Below are 17876 nucleotides of genomic sequence, written 5' to 3' on the forward strand. Positions count from 1 at the left end.
AGTAAAATAATGGCAGATTTATCGAAGTACAGAAACATTGGTATTTTCGCGCACGTTGATGCGGGTAAGACCACGACTACTGAGCGTATCCTAAAGCTTACTGGTCAAATCCATAAAACTGGTGAGGTTCATGATGGTGAATCTACAACTGACTTCATGGAACAAGAAGCTGAGCGCGGTATTACTATCCAGTCTGCGGCTGTAAGCTGTTTCTGGAAAGATCACCGTTTTAACGTTATCGATACTCCTGGACACGTTGACTTCACTGTTGAAGTATACCGTTCACTTAAAGTACTAGATGGCGGCATCGGTGTATTCTGTGGTTCTGGTGGTGTTGAGCCACAATCAGAAACTAACTGGCGTTATGCTAACGAATCAGAAGTTGCACGTGTTATTTTCGTAAATAAATTAGACCGTATGGGTGCTGATTTTTACCGTGTAACTGAGCAAGTACGTAAAGTACTTGGCGCAAACCCACTAATCATGACTCTTCCAATCGGTATTGAAGATGAGTTTATTGGTGTTGTTGATGTTTTAACTAAAAAAGCATACGTATGGGATGATTCTGGTCTTCCAGAAAACTATGAAATCACAGACGTTCCTGCAGACATGGTAGAAAAAACTGACGAATACTATGAAATGCTTGTTGAAACTGCTCTAGAGCAAGACGACGAACTTCTTGAAGCATACATGGAAGGTGAAGCGCCTTCTTTAGAAGATATCAAGCGTTGTATCCGTAAAGGTACTCGTGACCTTGCTTTCTTCCCTACATACTGTGGTTCTGCTTTCAAGAACAAAGGTATGCAGTTAGTACTTGACGCTGTTGTTGATTACTTACCGTCTCCTACAGAAGTTGATCCTCAACCTCTTATGGATGAAGAAGGTAACGAAAACGGTCAATTCGCAATCGTATCTACAGATGAACCATTCAAAGCGTTAGCATTCAAAATCATGGATGACCGTTTTGGTGCATTAACATTCGTACGTATCTACTCAGGTAAACTTAACAAGGGTGACACTATCCTTAACGCGTTTACTGGTAAAACTGAGCGTGTTGGCCGTATGGTTGAGATGCAAGCAGACGACCGTAACGAATTAACTAGCGCACAAGCTGGTGACATCATTGCAATCGTAGGTATGAAAAACGTGCAAACTGGTCACACTCTTTGTGATCCTAAGCACCCAGTAACACTTGAGCCAATGGTATTCCCAACTCCAGTAATCTCGATTGCTGTACAGCCTAAAGATAAAGGCGGTAATGAGAAAATGGGTGTTGCTATCGGTAAAATGGTTGCAGAAGATCCATCTTTCCAAGTTGAGACTGATGAAGATTCAGGCGAGACTATCCTTAAAGGTATGGGTGAGCTTCACTTAGATATCAAAGTAGATATCCTTAAGCGTACTTACGGTGTAGACCTTATCGTTGGTCAACCACAGGTTGCTTACCGTGAAACTATCACTCGTGAAATCGAAGATAGCTACACGCATAAGAAACAATCTGGTGGTTCTGGTCAGTTTGGTAAAATCGACTACCGCATCAAGCCAGGCGAAGTTGCTTCAGGCTTCACGTTTAAATCATCAGTTGTTGGTGGTAACGTACCTAAAGAATTCTGGCCTGCAGTTGAGAAAGGCTTCAAGTCAATGATGAGCGAAGGTGTGCTAGCTGGCTTCCCTGTGCTTGACGTTGAAGTTGAACTTTTCGACGGTGGCTTCCATGCCGTGGATTCATCTGCAATCGCATTCGAAATCGCTGCTAAAGGCGCTTTCCGTCAATCGATCCCTAAAGCGGGCGCACAACTTCTTGAGCCAATCATGAAAGTTGACGTGTTCACTCCAGAAGATCACGTTGGTGACGTAATCGGTGACCTTAACCGTCGTCGTGGTATGATGAAAGACCAAGAAGCTGGTTTAACAGGCGTTCGTATTAAAGCTGACGTTCCGTTATCAGAAATGTTCGGTTACATCGGTTCATTACGTACAATGACATCAGGTCGTGGTCAGTTCTCTATGGAGTTCTCACACTACGCACCATGTCCACAAAACGTAGCTGAAACTGTAATCGCAGCAGAAAAAGAGAAAAAAGCGGCTAAGTAATTAGCTCTTTACCTCTTAAAAAACCCGCACTTGTTGCGGGTTTTTTGTTGCCATAATTTGAACAAACAGCAGGCCAATAGCTACGTTTCATCCCTTTCTTATGATGATTTTCAACTTCGCGACAGCGTCCTTGATTCTCCACTGTACACCTTATATAGCCTGACTAACGAGCGGCTAATCATTTATTATCTTCTTCTAAAATTACAGTAGTTAATAGGTATTAGCTTAAAAAGTAATTATTCAGAAAATAAAAACTAATTGTTTGTTACTAGGGAAAAAGTAGTGCAAATACTTGAATGAGGGTAGCTAAAACGGGTAAGATAGCAGCCTATGGCCATCTGTATGGTCATAGAGGAGAAACGGAAGTCTCTCTAAGAAAGAGACATATACATGTACTGTTTAGGACGTTTATATGAACGCAATTAAATTGAGCCCAAATTGGTTGTTACAGCTAGTAATAATACTTATTGTTACTATGGTGGCTTTATCATCAACACTTATCTTTACTGTTGATCAAACTGTTTTAGCTTTAACTATCGCTGTGATTGTATTTATGATCTCCATTGTGAATATAATTAATCTGCGGTTTTTGCACTGTTACAAAGCGGGGATTTATTATTCTCAAGGTCTCGGAAAGCAATATATCAACACAGACGAAATAGTTGATATTCACTTTCATTCATTAAAGTTATTGACCGTGCTTGTAGTAACGTTAGAAGATCAAAAGGTAGTTCGCTTTTATAACTGGCAGTTTGATGCTCAAGCGCAGCAGTCAATTAAGTGTTGGTATAGAAAAAAGAAAACAAGTTGTAATAAGTTACAACAAACACCATGTAATGCATAAAAAGAAGGCCGCTGTTTAGCGGCCTTTTTTATTAACCTGAACTCTGAATAATAAACCTATTACAATCAGAGTTTAGTTATATTACGCTTTTCTACGGCGCAGGAGTGCTAGCGGTAATGCTAGTAATGTTAGCCAAAACAGTGAGCCAGAATCATCATCATCTTCGTCATCTGATTTATCATTATTGATATTAATATAGACTAGTTGTGCATTTGATAAGTTACCAGCACTGTCTTTAGCTTGTACCATCAATGTGATTTTTCTTTCAAATTCGAAATCCAAATCGCCCGCCACAATTAACTGTCCTTGTTGGTTAATAGTGATGGCATTATGTCCTTGGACTATAAATTCAACAACAGGTGTGTACTCAGCGTCGGCATCCGTGAATTCCAATTGACCAATAACAGTACCGATAGCGCTGTTCTCTAATACGCTGAAGCTTTGCTCTGGCGTTAGTACAGGCGCTTGTGGTTCTGGAATAGGTTGCTCAGCAGTTGCAGATTTTATATCAACAATAACAGGATCATGATCCGAGGCTCTATATGCATCGCTTGCATATAAACTTGCTTGTTGTGCATCCGATTTAAACTCAACATTATAGTCTAAGCTGATTGGCTCATCAGCATTGATATGCCAGTCTGTTGCAGCCACTACTTTGGTTAGTAAGCTTGGGCTAGCTACAGCGTGATCTAGGCTACCCAGTCGGCCTGAGAAGCTATATGAATAACCAAGGGTATTGCCGTCTAACTCTGCAACAACATTCTTGAACCCTTTATCAGCAAACGCGCGGATTGGATCTTCCATTGCGTAGGCGTTCATATCGCCGACTAAGATGATATCTTCATCATCGACACCAGTCGGAGCACTGTTTAGCCAGTCAGCGTAAGCATTGGCACCAGCCACTCGAATTTCATTCCAACATGCTTGGCCATCGCCTAAATCAGCATTGTTGCCATCGGCGCTGCCGCAGCTACCTTTTGATTTTAAGTGCGCAACTGCAACAGTAAACACTTCATCAGTTGTTAATGACTTAAAGCTTTGCGCAATAGGTGCGCGGTTACTGTAATCAAACGGTGCTTGTGTAGTAATCGCAGCGTTACCTACTTCGACGACTTTATTCGCACGGTAGATTAATGCCGTGGTGATTTGATCAGTACCTATTTGATTTACGTTAAAATCAACAAATGCGTAGTCATTTACAGAATCTTCGTCATTAAGCGCATTTACCAAACTTGCAATCGCGCTAAATTCGTCAAAGCCATCATTTTCGATTTCCATTAAACCGATAACATCTGCTTCTAATGCAACAATTGCACTGACAATTTTTGCTTGTTGGCGAATAAACTCAGCTTCACTATCTGCACCACGGCTAGTTGGGAAGCCTGCACCTTGACCGTCACCATTAAAGTAGTTTAGAACGTTAAAGCTTGCGACACGTAAGTCAGCATCGGCATGCAGCTCTGGAGCCTCGGTACGCGGATTTGTAGCAATAAAAGTCGGTTGTACTGTGGGGTGAATACGATAGCGATCAAAGCTGTAACCGAGAACACCAGTAACAGTATTTACGGTATCACCTAGACGCAGAGTATTGTATGCATCTAAGCCTGTGCCAGGGTAGGCGATTGGATCAAGGTTTTGTTTGGTCGAGCCATCATCGAGTAAGATTTGTTTTTTGCTGTTTTCGACTTCAGTGGCATTAGCGGCATCACCTGGAAGCGCAACTTGCGTTCCTTGATATAAACGCTCTGTTGCTAAGTCAACTTCACCGTAACGACCTAAACCATAGTTATTGGTCACAACAAGAGGTTGCTCTAAAGTAACTAGCATGCCTTCATAGGCTTCTAAATCGGCAACTTCGGTAACAGGCAATGATATTTTAGTTGCTGTGGTTGCCAGACCTGTTGCGCATATTTCCACTTGGCTGACATCGCCAATTTGGGTTGCGCTATAGTACTCAGCAACACTGCCTTTCACGCGCACGTGGTCACCGACATTGACATTGGTATCTGCAAAGTAAACAAAGACTCCTTCAGAAGTTAAAGGGTTTGTATCAATATCAGCATCAAGTGATGTAATAAAGAAGCCACTTAATTGCTCTGCACCTTGAAAATCAGCAGTTACAACGCCTTCCAGCTCAACTTCAGTATTCAATAATGGGCTATCACCCCCTTCACCTTGAATTGCGTTGATAAGCGTTTTAGCTGCGCCACATTCCAGTGGCGTAACTGGCTCTGGCTCAGGATCTGGATCAGGTTGATTGTTTTCACCATGAAAACCAAGACCACTGAAATCATCTTTATCGAATTGTAGCCATTGCTCACTGGGATCAAACGCGCTAGTTGCATCAGTGCGACCAGAGGTGATAACTGCTTTACGGCGTAGGGTTTTATCTTTAGTTGCAACACCACCAGCTGACCACTGACCATTATCAGGACGTGTGCCTACTTGGCCAAAGCTATCCACGACAGTATCATCTAGCGTAAGTGTAAGGGCATCATCACCATTAAAATTAACGGCACCGCTGAATATGTCAGCTTTAGCCTTGAGATCATCAACAGCGCGTGTGTCAGAAGTCACAATGACAAACGTACTCTCAGCAGCAACGGAGCCTGATAATTCTTCGCTTGTTGAAACAGTCTCACTGCCATTTGAATATAAATTGATGGTATAACCGTCTAGAGATACAGCTGCTGATGAGGTGTTATAGATTTCAATCGCTTTATTGTAACCGCCGCCTTCAACATATTCTGAAATAATTAAATTAGCGGAGGCTGGTGCACTGAGGCTTGCAATAACAAGCGCCAATGGCGTTATTTTTGTATTAAACATTTTTATTTTTTCCCGTGTATTGTGTCCCGAATGGGACAGTCAGTGTAAGGAAAATTTATTACAAATAAAATACATTAAGTTAATAAAATGAAAATATAAAGAGCGCATCAGCGCTCTTTGTCTATTACAATAAAACTATTGCTTTTTAAGCAACTGAGCCGCTTGTTTAGCGAAGTAAGTTAAAATGCCATCTGCGCCGGCGCGTTTAAATGCCAGAAGTGACTCCATAATGGTTGCTTCTTCTGCGAGCCAGCCATTATCAATCGCCGCTTTATGCATTGCATACTCACCGCTGACTTGATAAGCGAAGGTCGGTACGCCAAATTCGTCTTTAACTCGACGAACGATATCTAAATAGGGCATGCCTGGCTTTACCATTACCATGTCTGCACCTTCTTGTAAGTCTAAGGCTACTTCACGTAATGCTTCATCAGAGTTTGCTGGATCCATTTGGTAGGTTTTTTTATCAGCGCCTTTTAAGTTGCCAGCCGAACCAATTGCATCTCGAAATGGGCCATAGTAACTAGAGGCGTATTTAGCCGAGTAAGCCATGATCCGAGTATGAACAAAACCATCTGCTTCAAGGGCTTCACGAATTGCACCAATGCGGCCATCCATCATATCGGAAGGGGCAATAACGTCTGCGCCAGCTTCTGCATGAGATAGCGCTTGTTTCACTAAAATCTCAGTAGTGACATCGTTTATTACATAACCTTCATCGTCAATAATGCCGTCTTGGCCATGCGTAGTAAAGGGATCAAGAGCACCATCAGTAATCACTCCCAACTCAGGGAAAGCTTCTTTGAGAGCGCGAACAGTTCGTTGCACCAAACCATCTTTGTTATAAGCTTCTTCGGCAAGTAATGACTTTTTGTCGCTTGGTGTTACTGGAAAAAGTGCGACTGCAGGAATGCCTAAGTCGACCAGCTCTTTCGCTTCAAGTAATAATAAATCAATTGATAAGCGCTCGATACCCGGCATTGATTCAATCGCTTCACGACGATTGTTGCCTTCAAGTACAAACACTGGGTAAATTAAGTCATTTACAGTGAGCTGGTTTTCAGCCATCAAACGGCGCGAGAAATCACTGCGGCGCATACGGCGCATACGAGTATAAGGGAAAAGGTCGAGACCTGATTGGGCCATTATTTGCTCCTAGTCTAAAATTGGAAAGCTAACGATACGATTACGACCACTTTGTTTGGCATGATAAAGTGCTTTGTCGGCGCAGCCTGTGAATAATCCTGGGTTATTAATATCTTCAGCGATGGCGCTATACACACCAGCACTAATGGTGAATTTAATCTCAGTATTTGCTACAGTAATAGTAGCATCCATGATTGCTTGGCTAATTTTCTCTGCTAATTCAATGGCACCGCTGAGAACGGTGTTAGGTAATAAAACGACAAACTCCTCGCCCCCATAGCGGGCTACTTCGTCAAGTGGGCGCTTTAGGTGTTCTTTAATAATGTCAGCTACAGCACGAATCGTTTGGTCGCCAATTAAGTGGCCGTAAGTATCGTTAATATTCTTAAAGTGATCAATATCAAGCATTATGACACTCAAAGGAGTTTGCTCGCGACGAGAGCGGCGTAAATCCATAACGAGCTTTTTATCAAAGTAGCGACGATTTTTTATTTTTGTCAGTGGATCTTCCATATTAATTTGCTCAAGTTCGCGGTTTTTGTCTTCCAGCTCTCGTAAGGTAACTTGTAGCTCAAAAGTACGCTCTTCAATATTTGCTTCTAGGTCTAACCTTGCTTGCTCTTGTAATACTAAACGTTCTTGTAATAACGCATCATGGGCTTCACTTTGAGCAATTTTACTTTGTTGTGTAGCAACTTGCGCATCACGTTCGATTAAAAAATGTTTGATGGTGGCAAAGCTTAGGCTGAGCGCGCAAATTAAGAAGCTAAAGAAAACAAACGGTAAACCGCGGGTATTAAAATCATAAATATCAAATACCACAATTATCAGATATAGCTGCGCGGCAAAGAATACTAACGTGCCACATAAAAGTGCATTTAGAGGTTGTGTTTGCTGTTTGCGAATATCGATTACTAATGAAGTAATATGCATTAGCATGATAATAGGAGGCACAAATAGACAGTAACTCAACATGATATTTGTAGGCAATAACCAAATAAAGAACAAGCTAATCAAAAGTAACCTGTTACCCCATGTCGATAAGAGTTGTATTAATGTGTTTACTGGCTGGCGTATTTGTTCGAATAATGGAGCGAATAAGCAAGTTGCCAGAATGAGTAAACTTGGCACTGTTAATTGCTGTAAAGCAGGCAAAGACGGGTTGAAATAGCGATAGCCAAAGCCATATAAATAGATTAATAGTAGCCATAAAGTGATTAAAATAGTGCCGCACAGAGCAAAGTAACGTTTTCTTGAAAAACTAAACATAACTAAGCTTGTGATTGCCAAAGATAAAATAAACCCGACTAGTAAGCCATACAGTAAATTAAACTTACTTTTATCTTTTAAATACTCATCTTGCTGCCACAGGCTCAGTGGTACCCTGACACCATCTAAACTTTCAACACGCAGCAATACCGTTGAGTTACTCGAAGGCGGTAGCGTGAGCTTGACGAGTAATGATTCAGTTGCAATTTGTCGGTTGTTTAGTGGCAATGCATCGCCAATTTCTTTAACTAATAAAGTGCGCTGCTCGATGAAGTGGTGTACAGCGACCTTATCTAATAATGGATTATCAATAGACAATAAAACAGCTAGCTCTGAATCTTCAGTATTAACTAGTTGTAGTCGCAACCATACCGCTTGGCTGGTTAGTCCTAAATTGAGCGCTTGCTCTGTAAGCTGTTGCCATTGCGGATCCGTTGCTTGCTTAGCTTGCTCGAGTGTTAATGGCTGCTGGGAATACTCAAAAGGAATATCTTGTAAGTGTTTGAAGTGGTTATCTAAGACAATATTAGTGGCATGAGCGGTAAATGAAATCAAAAGCAAGCTACATAGCAGCAACCAAACACGCTTCATTATCAGCCCTTGTGGTTGAATAACTGTTGGAAGTTAAGTGTAGTTTGCTTTGCAACGGTTGCAAATTCTAGGCCTTTTAAGGTGGCAATAGTTTCGCAAATATGTGGTAAATAACTTGGCTCATTACGATGAGACTTTGGTTTCGGTGTTAATGAGCGAGGGAGCAAAAACGGCGCATCTGTTTCTATCAGTAGTCGTTCAAGAGGAATCGTTGGGATAAGCTGTTGCAACTGTTTGCCTCGGCGCTCATCACATACCCAGCCCGTAATACCTATGTATAAACCTAACGCTAAATACTGCCCAAGTGCTTGTTGGTTGCCTGTGAAGCAGTGTAATACACCACGAACAGAATATTGCTGCAAAATTGCTAGCATATCTTCACTGGCGTCGCGTTCATGTAAATAGACAGGAAGGTCTAATGCTACCGCTAAGGCTAACTGTCGATGTAATACAGAGCGTTGAGTTTCACGGGGTGAAAAGTCGCGATTATAATCCAATCCACATTCGCCTATAGCGACTACTTGTGGAGCTGCTGCAAGTGCACGTAATTGTATTTCAAGTTGTTCATCGGCTGACTTGGCATCATGTGGATGAACTCCCGCTGTTGCGAGTAACTGGTATTGTTTTGCTAAATTCAACGCTTGTTGGCTAGAGTTGAGATCACAGCCAATTAACAGCATTTGACTAACATTATGTGCTTTAGCACGGGTAATGATAGCCAAATGTTGATCATCAAATTGATGATTGGTGAGATTTACGCCAGCATCAATGAGATGTGTGGTCATTAATTAGTGCGCTTTACGCGGATCGAACGATTCTGACCAGCTTTTTTCAATAAAAATGAGTTGAACATACCGCGTTCAATCACAACGGTATCATTGGTTGCCAGACGTAAACGATCAGAGCCAACTTGACGCCATTGCTGGCCATTGTCTAAGGTGATAATTAACTCGCCATAAGGGGCCTCTTCCACGCTAGTTACCACGGCAGAAATTTCATCGTCGTTATCTTTGCTCACTTTTTTATGCTCAAGGCCAAAGTCTTCATTTTTAGCTTTCACGCTCTGCTCAGTCGCGGCAACTGTGCCCGCTGTTGCGGCAGCCACTGGTGCTGCACTATTTGTAGGTGGCGTTAAGGTTTTCGAAGTCGTCGGTTTACTTAACGATTTACCTGCCATGGTGTTGTCGTAACACAAGAGGCGGTTAAAATCATTTTCAACAAATGTACAGGCTTGTAACGCTTGAAGATTCACTTCGTCGGCATGAACTGTTGGAATACTTAGCAAAGCAAGTATTGGCAGTAGTTGTTTTTTCATTTATTCCTCTGACTCATCTTGCTGAGGTTTAGCGCTATAAAAGGACGCTAAAATTAACCCCAATTCAAATAACAGTAGCATGGGAAATGCTAGTAATGATTGTGAAAGTACGTCTGGCGGTGTTAAAAACATCGCGACGACAAAAACACCTACCACAATATAAGGGCGTTTTTCTTTTAAGCTTTGTGTAGTTGTAGCGCCGCTGAAACACAGCAGCATGATGGCTACCGGGATTTCAAAGGCCACCCCAAAAGCAAAAAATAGCTTTAACGCAAAGCTTAAGTAGCTACTGATATCTGGCGCCAAAGTCATCATTTCTGGGCCAACACTGGTAAAAAACCCCAGAATGATCGGTAGCACTACAAAGTAACAAAAGGCGATACCACTATAAAACAAGATAATGCTTGATGCCAAAATAGGCATCAGCATACGTTTTTCATGTTGGTACAACCCAGGTGCAATAAAGCCCCATATTTGGTGTAATATCAACGGAAAAGCTGCAAATAAAGCGACAAATAAGGTTAACTTAAATGGTGCAAAAAATGGTGCCGTTACATCTGTGGCAATCATAGTTGCGGTGCTTGGTAAATGCGCAATTAAAGGCGCTGCAACAAAACTGTATATATCGTTTGCGAAATAAACTAATGCTATAAAAAATAGCAAAATAGCTAGTAAGGCTTTCATCAGCCTGTTTCGCAATTCAATTAAATGACTTACAAAGCCTGATTTTACTTGTTCAGTCATAATTTAACTCGTTACCGATATATAGACCACAGCTAACAAAAATAATTTCATTTTTGTTCATCAATATTCGCTTTTTTGGTTAGATCTGAGGTGTTTTTTTTATAACTATGGGTGACGGAGTCAGCCGCTTTTTGCAGCTCGTCAACTGAGTCTTTGAGTGCCGGGTTGAGATCTTGCATGCCTTGCTGTTCTGCTTTTTTTAAATTTTGGTGCAACTCATGCACTCTTAATTCTTCGTTGACCTCAGCCTTCACCGAGTTCGCTAAAGATTTTATCGTCTTTATCCAGCGGCTTACCGTGCGGATCGCAACAGGTAACCGCTCAGGGCCAAGCACCACTAAGCCGACGATCAACACCACAACCAGTTCCCACATACCCATGCTAATTAAGCCTTATGGTCTTCTTTGCTTTTATCAACAGATTCTTTATTTTGTATTGGGTTGTTTGCTTGCTCTATAGGTTCTGCTGGTTTATTTTGCTCATCTTCAGAGACCGCTTTTTTAAACCCTTTAACAGCATTGCCTAAATCACCGCCAATTCCACGCAACTTCTTAGTGCCGAAAAGTAATACGATGATCGCTAATACAATTAATAATTGCCAAATACTAATACCGCCAAAACCCATGATTTACTCCAAATTTCATTGTCTGTGTACGCTGATTATACTCAGCAGAATGTAAATAGCACTTAGTTTATGCGTTTCGCCACGCTAAAATAAAGCCAATTATTGAACAGCTTGCAGCAACACTAGCAGCTATAAAATCATGCTGTAAATAACATAATCCCGAGACTATCATTGCAGCGCCTGCAAATACGCCAAGTAACAACGGCTTATGTGATGGCTGCGGCAATGGTGCTTGGTTGTGCTGCTGTTGTTGCTGCTTTAGGTTCTGATAAATTAAATCAGGCAGCTCAGGCATCTTTTCAGCCCAAAATGGTAAGTTTGCATACACTTGCTTGAGCACCGACCAAGGACCGACTTGCTGTTTTACCCATTCTTCTAAAAAAGGTTTGGCTGTTTTCCATAAATCTAATTGTGGATACAGCTGTCGCCCTAGACCTTCAACATACAGTAAGGTTTTTTGTAGTAGAACTAATTGCGGTTGAACCTGCATATTAAAGCGACGAGCGGTATTAAATAGATTAACTAGCACATGGCCAAATGAGATCTCAGCGAGCGGTTTATTAAAGATTGGCTCACAGACAGTGCGAATGGCAAATTCAAACTCTTCGACACTGGTATCTTTTGGTACCCAACCTGAATCAACGTGCAATTGTGCCACTTGACGGTAGTCGCGATTAAAAAAGGCGATAAAGTTCTCCGCCAAATAGCGTTTATCTTCTTTATTTAAAGTGCCAACAATACCGCAGTCGATACCGATGAACTTGGGGTTTTCTGGTGTATCGTAAGAGACGAACACATTACCAGGGTGCATGTCAGCATGAAAAAAACTATCACGGAAGACTTGGGTAAAAAACACCTCGACGCCACGCTCTGCGAGTAATTTCATATTGGTGTTTTGTGCAACTAATGCATCTGTATCAGACACTGGAATACCATAAATCCGTTCCATTACCAGTACATTTACACGGCTGTAGTCGCTATAAACATAAGGAATATAAAGGGATTCAGAGCCTTCAAAATTACGCTTTAACTGAATTGCATTAGCGCCTTCACGCAGTAAATCTAATTCATCAAGTAAGGTTTTTTTATACTCTTTAACAACTTCAACTGGACGTAATCTTTTTGCTTCATTGATTAACTTTGCCACTACTTTGGCAAATTGTTCCATTAATGCTAAATCAGCGTCAATTTGTTCTCTGATATCAGGGCGAATGACTTTGATAACCACCTTTTGTGGTTGGTTGTGTTCATCCACTAAAGTGGCGGTATGTACTTGGGCAATGGATGCTGAAGCTAAAGGGGTTTGTTCAAAGTCACTAAAGTATTCGCTGATATTATCTATTTCAAGCGCATTTTCAATCAGCTGTTGCGCTAGCACGCCATCAAACGGCTGTACTTGATCTTGCAATAAGGCCAACTCTAAAGCGATATCCAGTGGTAATAAATCGCGTCGAGTAGATAGCATTTGGCCGAACTTTATCCACACCGGCCCTAATTGCTGCAATGCTAAGCGCAGCCTTAAACCGGCTGGCTTTTCTGGATGTTTGTTCTTTAACCAAAACAAACATGCACGACTCACTTTGCCATACCAAGGTATTTTTTTCGGTGGTATTAATTCATCTAAACCATAGTTAAGAAGGGTCTTAGTGATGTTATATAGCCGAGCAGCTGACACAAATAATCCTTACTGATTTATTTAGCTTGAAGTAATTGGTTAATTCGCAACTCAAGTTGCGCAGTATGACTTTTCAGTTGACGTGTGTGTTGCTTAAACTGTTCAAGCTCTAAAGGATGAATAGTCACTTTAAGCTCGTCTTGACATAATGTTGTTAGCGTTGTCGCTAGTTGCTTGCTGGTTTTTTTACCTTGTTGCTGCGCTTGCTTAAGTAACTGCCATAATTGCTGAGCTGGCGCATCACCAAGGTACCCTGATAAATGTTCAGGCCAGTCGATATCAAGCGCAGCAAAGGCACTACTAAACCCCTGCGCTATGTGCAAGTCGCCTTGTAAATCAAGCTTGTCTTGGCGGATTAACTGAGTGAGCATGGCCGGATTTTTAAGTGCCATTAATGTTTGAATATCAGCACTGATCATGCAATCAAATTGCTGCTCAGTGGTGTTATAGAGGTGCAGTTGCTGGCCCGTGAATACGACTAGAAACTGTTGCTGCCAATCACGTATATCAATTAATAAGCGTTGTTGAGCAATTGGGGCGAGTCTATCGCTAAGGCTTGGGTCGAGCTTAAGCGCTGTATTTAAAATACGTTCTACTATAGCGACAATGAAATTATTTAACATACCAATACCTTAGCAATAAACGTTACGAGCTTGGCGGCAGTTAATATTTAAAGCCGCGGTGCAATGCCACAATCCCACCGGTGAGATTTTGATAAGTAGTTTGCTCAAACCCTGCGTCATTCATCATTGCTTTTAATGTTTCTTGATCTGGGTGCATACGAATAGATTCAGCTAAATATTTGTATGATTCGCCATCACTGGCAACAAGTTCACCCATTTTAGGTAATAAGTTGAATGAGTAAAAATCATAGGCTTTACTGAGGACTTCATGTTCTGGTTTAGAGAACTCTAATACCAGTAAACGCCCACCAGGCTTTAAAATACGGTACATTGAACGCAGCGCTTTGTTTTGATCCGTTACATTACGTAGACCAAAGGCAATGGTAATCAAATCAAAGCTGTTGTCAGGGAAAGGCAGTGCTTCGGCATTCATTTGCACGTAGTCGATGTTACCAACTAGGCCTAAGTTATGCAGCTTTTCACGACCTACTTTAAGCATTGATGAATTGATATCACCTAAAATAACTTGGCCAGTATCACCAACAAGTTGACTAAACTTTGCCGTTAAGTCACCGGTGCCACCAGCTAAATCGAGTACATGGTGGCCTTTACGAACGCCCGAGCTGGCAATGGTTTGGCGTTTCCATAAGCGGTGAATACCAAACGACATGAGATCATTCATTACATCATATTTAGTTGCCACAGAGTGAAACACATCGGCAACCATGGAAGCTTTTTCGGTTTCGGCAACGGTTTTATAACCAAAATGTGTGGTCTTTTCTGGATTCTCGTTCATGATTAATCTCTATCGTGGTAATAAAGACTAGTGTACTTGATTGTGCCTGTGAGGTGCAATTTGAATCTGGTTAAATTGCTTGTGGATCAAACTGATTAACGACTATTGACCGGCAATAAAGCTGCTTTGGCCAAGTGATCTTGCTTTATGGGCGGCATTGGATGCTTTACGGGCAAGATTATTAAAATCTTTTTCATCTTGATGTTTAGCAATACCTAATGAAAGATTTATTGTAGGAAGTTTAATGCCATTTTTAGAACTGACAAAGCGAAGTTTCTCTACACCATTACGGACTTTTTCGGCAATCACATTCGCTGTTTCTGGGTCAATATCAGCTAATAATATGGTAAAAGCGTCTTTGCTGGTACGCCCTGGTAGGCCACTTTCAAATACATATTTTTGAATTTGCTTAGCGACTTTACTTAAAATCACTTCACCAATTACATCACCATAGTTATCAATAAAATGATCTAAATTATCGATTTGGATGGCAATGGCACACACCGATTTATTTTGGTCCAGCCATAATTGGGTTTGTTGATTCAAATAATGGCGCTTAAATAAGCCGGTTTGCTGATCGGTAATATGTTGTTTGCGTAATTGCACGAGTTGCTGTTGGGTTTTCTCTTGTAATCGTTTTGCTTTGATCAGCTCTTGTTTAAATTGTTTATGTTGCGTGAGTAAGTGGGCTGTTTGTTTATTTAATGTCTCAAGCGCTTGACGACTTTGAGACACATTATTTTCATCGAGCGAATGTACACAGTCACTGACTTGACTTGCAAAGCGAATAATATCTTTTTCGGTTGAGTTCGCACTACGTGACAATGAATTTATAATACCGTCCACATTGCGAACCATGCTTGTTTCGGCTTTGTGAGCGTGATCCATATAATCAAAATACAATTGCTCGATATAGACGCAGTCAATTTCTTGGCCTTGAGCAAGAGCGCGATCAAGGGTGGTGTTTAAATTTGTATTAGCTTGACTAACGTAGGTATAAACGACGTGATAATTAAGTGGGGTCGGTGGTAATACGTGATGTTCTAAAAAGATACATACCTTGGTCATTTTTTCTTGAGCAATAGCCATGGAATCATGGAACATCATTGTATACACCAATTAAATATACGTAACAGTGAAATTAAAGACCTCCCTCCATGAGATTATTACGCAATCCTAGCGTTTGACATTAGCTTACATTAATCTGTATCGGTGATATTTAAAAGTAAAAAGATGTAATTTGGCGCCGAAAATTCGATTTTTCTCGTTCAATCGCTGGTTTTCTCGACAATCACGTTCAATCATTTTGAGGCTGATTAACTACTAGACAATAACAGCCGTTAATTTAACCTTGCATTTATTGTCCTTGGTCGCATTTTTTTGGTTATTTCACTTTGCTAGGTTAGGTTAAATACCACGTTTTATGTAGCAGACCCTTAATATTATGAAAAAATCAGCATCATTAGTTGTGCGACATTCACTGTTAAGTATCGCCTTAGCATGTACATTAACAGCTTGCCAAATGACCACAGTAGATAGCGATCAACAATTTACGCAAGTGGCGCAATCAATCGTTGATTACCGAGAAAGTATCAGCCCGTATAGCCACCCTGAAGGTGTTGATGGTTATTTGTTAACGAATTTATCTGCTGAGTTTCTTGAAAAAAAATACCAACACAACACCGAATTATTGGCGCAATTAGATGCTATTGATAAGGATAAACTCAGTGACGAAAATCGCATTAATCTGACGATAATTCGCGGCCAAGTACAAAATAGTGTTGATGAGTATGTATTTAACAGTCATTATATACCATTGACTTCAGAATATGGCTTTCACTCAAGCTTATCGTTTATGGTGTCGCGTTCAGATTATAAGAAACCAGCTGACTACCAGCTTTATCTGCAACGTTTGCAGCAAGTTCCTCGATTTTTTCAGCAAAATATTGGCTGGATGCGCAAAGGTTTAGAGGTTGGCCTAACTCAACCTAAGGCGGTACTCGTTGGTTATCAAGATTCGATCAGTGCTTATATTGTTGATGATGTCACTAAATCTGAATTTTATAAGCCCTTTTTAAATAATACGGCAGGTTTAACTGACAGTGAGTTTTTTGCGTTACAGCAACAAGCTAAAAAAGTCATTAAAGAGCAAGTGATCCCTGCTTATCAAGGCTATTTAACGTTTTTTAATGACGAATATCAGCCCGGGGCGCGTACTGACATTGGTATTTCGTCGACACCTAACGGTGAGGCTTTTTACGCTAATCGCGCTAAATATTACACCACCACCGATATGACCCCGAAAGAAATTCATGAGCTGGGTTTAAAAGAAGTGGCACGTATTCGCGCTGAAATGGATGAAGTGATCAAGCAAGTCGGTTTTAAAGGCACGTTCGCTGAATTTGTACACTTTTTGCGTACCGATCCACAGTTTTATGCAAAAACACCTGAAGAGCTTTTGAAAGAAGCATCGTATATCGCTAAAAAAATGGATGCTCAACTTCCGAAACTATTTCATACCTTACCTCGCATGCCTTATGGCGTAGCGCCAGTGCCTGCAAGTATTGCTCCTAAATACACCACTGGGCGTTATTCCGGTTCGAGTCGTGATGATCAGGCGGGTTATTATTGGGTAAATACTTACGCACTTGATAAGCGACCTTTATATGTATTAGAAGCGCTCACTTTTCATGAAGCGGTGCCTGGGCATCACTTACAGATCTCGCTTAATGCTGAGTTAGAAAATCTGCCAAGATACCGTCAAGATGCTTATTTATCTGCATTTGGTGAAGGGTGGGGTTTATATTCTGAATATTTAGGTATCGAAGCGGGGTTTTATCAAGACCCATATAGTAACTTTGGCCGCTTAACTTATGAAATGTGGCGTGCTGCGCGTTTAGTGGTAGATACCGGTATGCACATGTACGGTTGGAGTCGCGATCGAGCAATGAAATTTATGAGCGAAAATACCGCGCTTTCATTACATAATGTAAAAACGGAAACCGATCGCTACATTTCATGGCCTGCACAGGCGTTGTCATACAAAATTGGTGAGTTAACGATTAAGCGTTTACGCAAAGAAACAGAGCAAGCATTAGGGCAAGATTTTGATGTGCGCGAGTTTCATCATCAGATACTTCGTCACGGCTCTGTGCCGATGTCGGTGTTAGAAGATCAAATTCATCAATATATTCAAACTGAGCTGGCTAAACAAAAAAGCTAACATTCACATCGATGGATCACTGCTATAACTGCAGTGATCCATTAAAACCCTTTGCTTGAAATTTAATCTGCTTATATGCTCTCTACTGTAATATGATTTTTA

Annotated in this window: 15 protein-coding genes; 3 read left to right on the top strand and 12 right to left on the bottom strand. The window is 41.1% G+C overall.

The features are described from left to right. Positions 1 to 9: 9 nt before the first annotated feature. Together fusA and V7783_RS06485 are read left to right on the top strand one after the other, a co-directional pair. A complete protein-coding gene (fusA, locus tag V7783_RS06480; protein WP_335678032.1) occupies positions 10 to 2094 on the top strand; it encodes an elongation factor G in 2085 nt (694 codons plus the stop codon). A 412-nt stretch (positions 2095 to 2506) separates the two neighbouring features. Next, positions 2507 to 2938 (top strand): hypothetical protein, encoded by a 432-nt coding sequence (locus V7783_RS06485; protein ID WP_335678033.1) that lies wholly within the window; start codon positions 2507 to 2509, stop codon positions 2936 to 2938. 81 nt (positions 2939 to 3019) lie between these two features. Here V7783_RS06485 and V7783_RS06490 read toward each other — a convergent pair whose 3' ends face one another. The 12 genes from V7783_RS06490 to V7783_RS06545 form a co-directional block, all read right to left on the bottom strand. Beyond that, positions 3020 to 5767: an ExeM/NucH family extracellular endonuclease gene (locus V7783_RS06490; RefSeq protein WP_335678034.1), complete on the bottom strand. Its 2748-nt coding sequence runs from the start codon at positions 5765 to 5767 to the stop codon at positions 3020 to 3022. 135 nt (positions 5768 to 5902) lie between these two features. Next, the gene (gene hemB / locus V7783_RS06495) at positions 5903 to 6913 is read right to left on the bottom strand and encodes a porphobilinogen synthase (RefSeq protein ID WP_335678035.1); all 1011 of its coding nucleotides are present in this window, start codon (positions 6911 to 6913) and stop codon (positions 5903 to 5905) included. A 9-nt stretch (positions 6914 to 6922) separates the two neighbouring features. Then, positions 6923 to 8773, bottom strand: coding sequence for a sensor domain-containing diguanylate cyclase (locus V7783_RS06500; RefSeq protein ID WP_335678036.1), 1851 nt, complete (start codon positions 8771 to 8773; stop codon positions 6923 to 6925). A 2-nt stretch (positions 8774 to 8775) separates the two neighbouring features. Then, entirely contained in the window at positions 8776 to 9558 is a 783-nt protein-coding gene (locus tag V7783_RS06505; RefSeq protein WP_335678037.1) for a TatD family hydrolase, read from the bottom strand. Beyond that, positions 9558 to 10088: a hypothetical protein gene (locus V7783_RS06510; protein WP_335678038.1), complete on the bottom strand. Its 531-nt coding sequence runs from the start codon at positions 10086 to 10088 to the stop codon at positions 9558 to 9560. Before V7783_RS06510 ends, V7783_RS06505 begins: the two co-directional genes overlap by 1 nt. Continuing rightward, positions 10089 to 10832: a twin-arginine translocase subunit TatC gene (gene tatC / locus V7783_RS06515; protein WP_335678039.1), complete on the bottom strand. Its 744-nt coding sequence runs from the start codon at positions 10830 to 10832 to the stop codon at positions 10089 to 10091. 47 nt (positions 10833 to 10879) lie between these two features. Beyond that, positions 10880 to 11212 carry a Sec-independent protein translocase protein TatB gene (tatB, locus tag V7783_RS06520; RefSeq protein WP_335678040.1) on the bottom strand — a complete coding sequence of 111 codons (333 nt, stop codon included), beginning with the start codon at positions 11210 to 11212 and terminating at the stop codon, positions 10880 to 10882. 5 nt (positions 11213 to 11217) lie between these two features. Continuing rightward, positions 11218 to 11457 carry a Sec-independent protein translocase subunit TatA gene (gene tatA / locus V7783_RS06525; RefSeq protein WP_064666784.1) on the bottom strand — a complete coding sequence of 80 codons (240 nt, stop codon included), beginning with the start codon at positions 11455 to 11457 and terminating at the stop codon, positions 11218 to 11220. 67 nt (positions 11458 to 11524) lie between these two features. Then, positions 11525 to 13132: a ubiquinone biosynthesis regulatory protein kinase UbiB gene (gene ubiB, locus V7783_RS06530; RefSeq protein WP_335678041.1), complete on the bottom strand. Its 1608-nt coding sequence runs from the start codon at positions 13130 to 13132 to the stop codon at positions 11525 to 11527. A 17-nt stretch (positions 13133 to 13149) separates the two neighbouring features. Next, a complete protein-coding gene (locus V7783_RS06535) occupies positions 13150 to 13755 on the bottom strand; it encodes a ubiquinone biosynthesis accessory factor UbiJ (RefSeq protein WP_335678042.1) in 606 nt (201 codons plus the stop codon). Between the two features lie 40 nt (positions 13756 to 13795). Further along, a complete protein-coding gene (ubiE, locus tag V7783_RS06540; protein ID WP_335678043.1) occupies positions 13796 to 14551 on the bottom strand; it encodes a bifunctional demethylmenaquinone methyltransferase/2-methoxy-6-polyprenyl-1,4-benzoquinol methylase UbiE in 756 nt (251 codons plus the stop codon). Positions 14552 to 14653: 102 nt separating this feature from the next. Next, positions 14654 to 15640 carry a GGDEF domain-containing protein gene (locus V7783_RS06545; protein WP_335678108.1) on the bottom strand — a complete coding sequence of 329 codons (987 nt, stop codon included), beginning with the start codon at positions 15638 to 15640 and terminating at the stop codon, positions 14654 to 14656. Positions 15641 to 15995: 355 nt separating this feature from the next. On the opposite strand from V7783_RS06545, the gene V7783_RS06550 reads away from it, so the two are divergent. After that, entirely contained in the window at positions 15996 to 17774 is a 1779-nt protein-coding gene (locus V7783_RS06550; protein WP_335678044.1) for a DUF885 domain-containing protein, read from the top strand. Positions 17775 to 17876: the final 102 nt, after the last annotated feature.

The organism is Pseudoalteromonas sp., assembly GCF_036960685.1.
GTDB lineage: Bacteria > Pseudomonadota > Gammaproteobacteria > Enterobacterales > Alteromonadaceae > Pseudoalteromonas.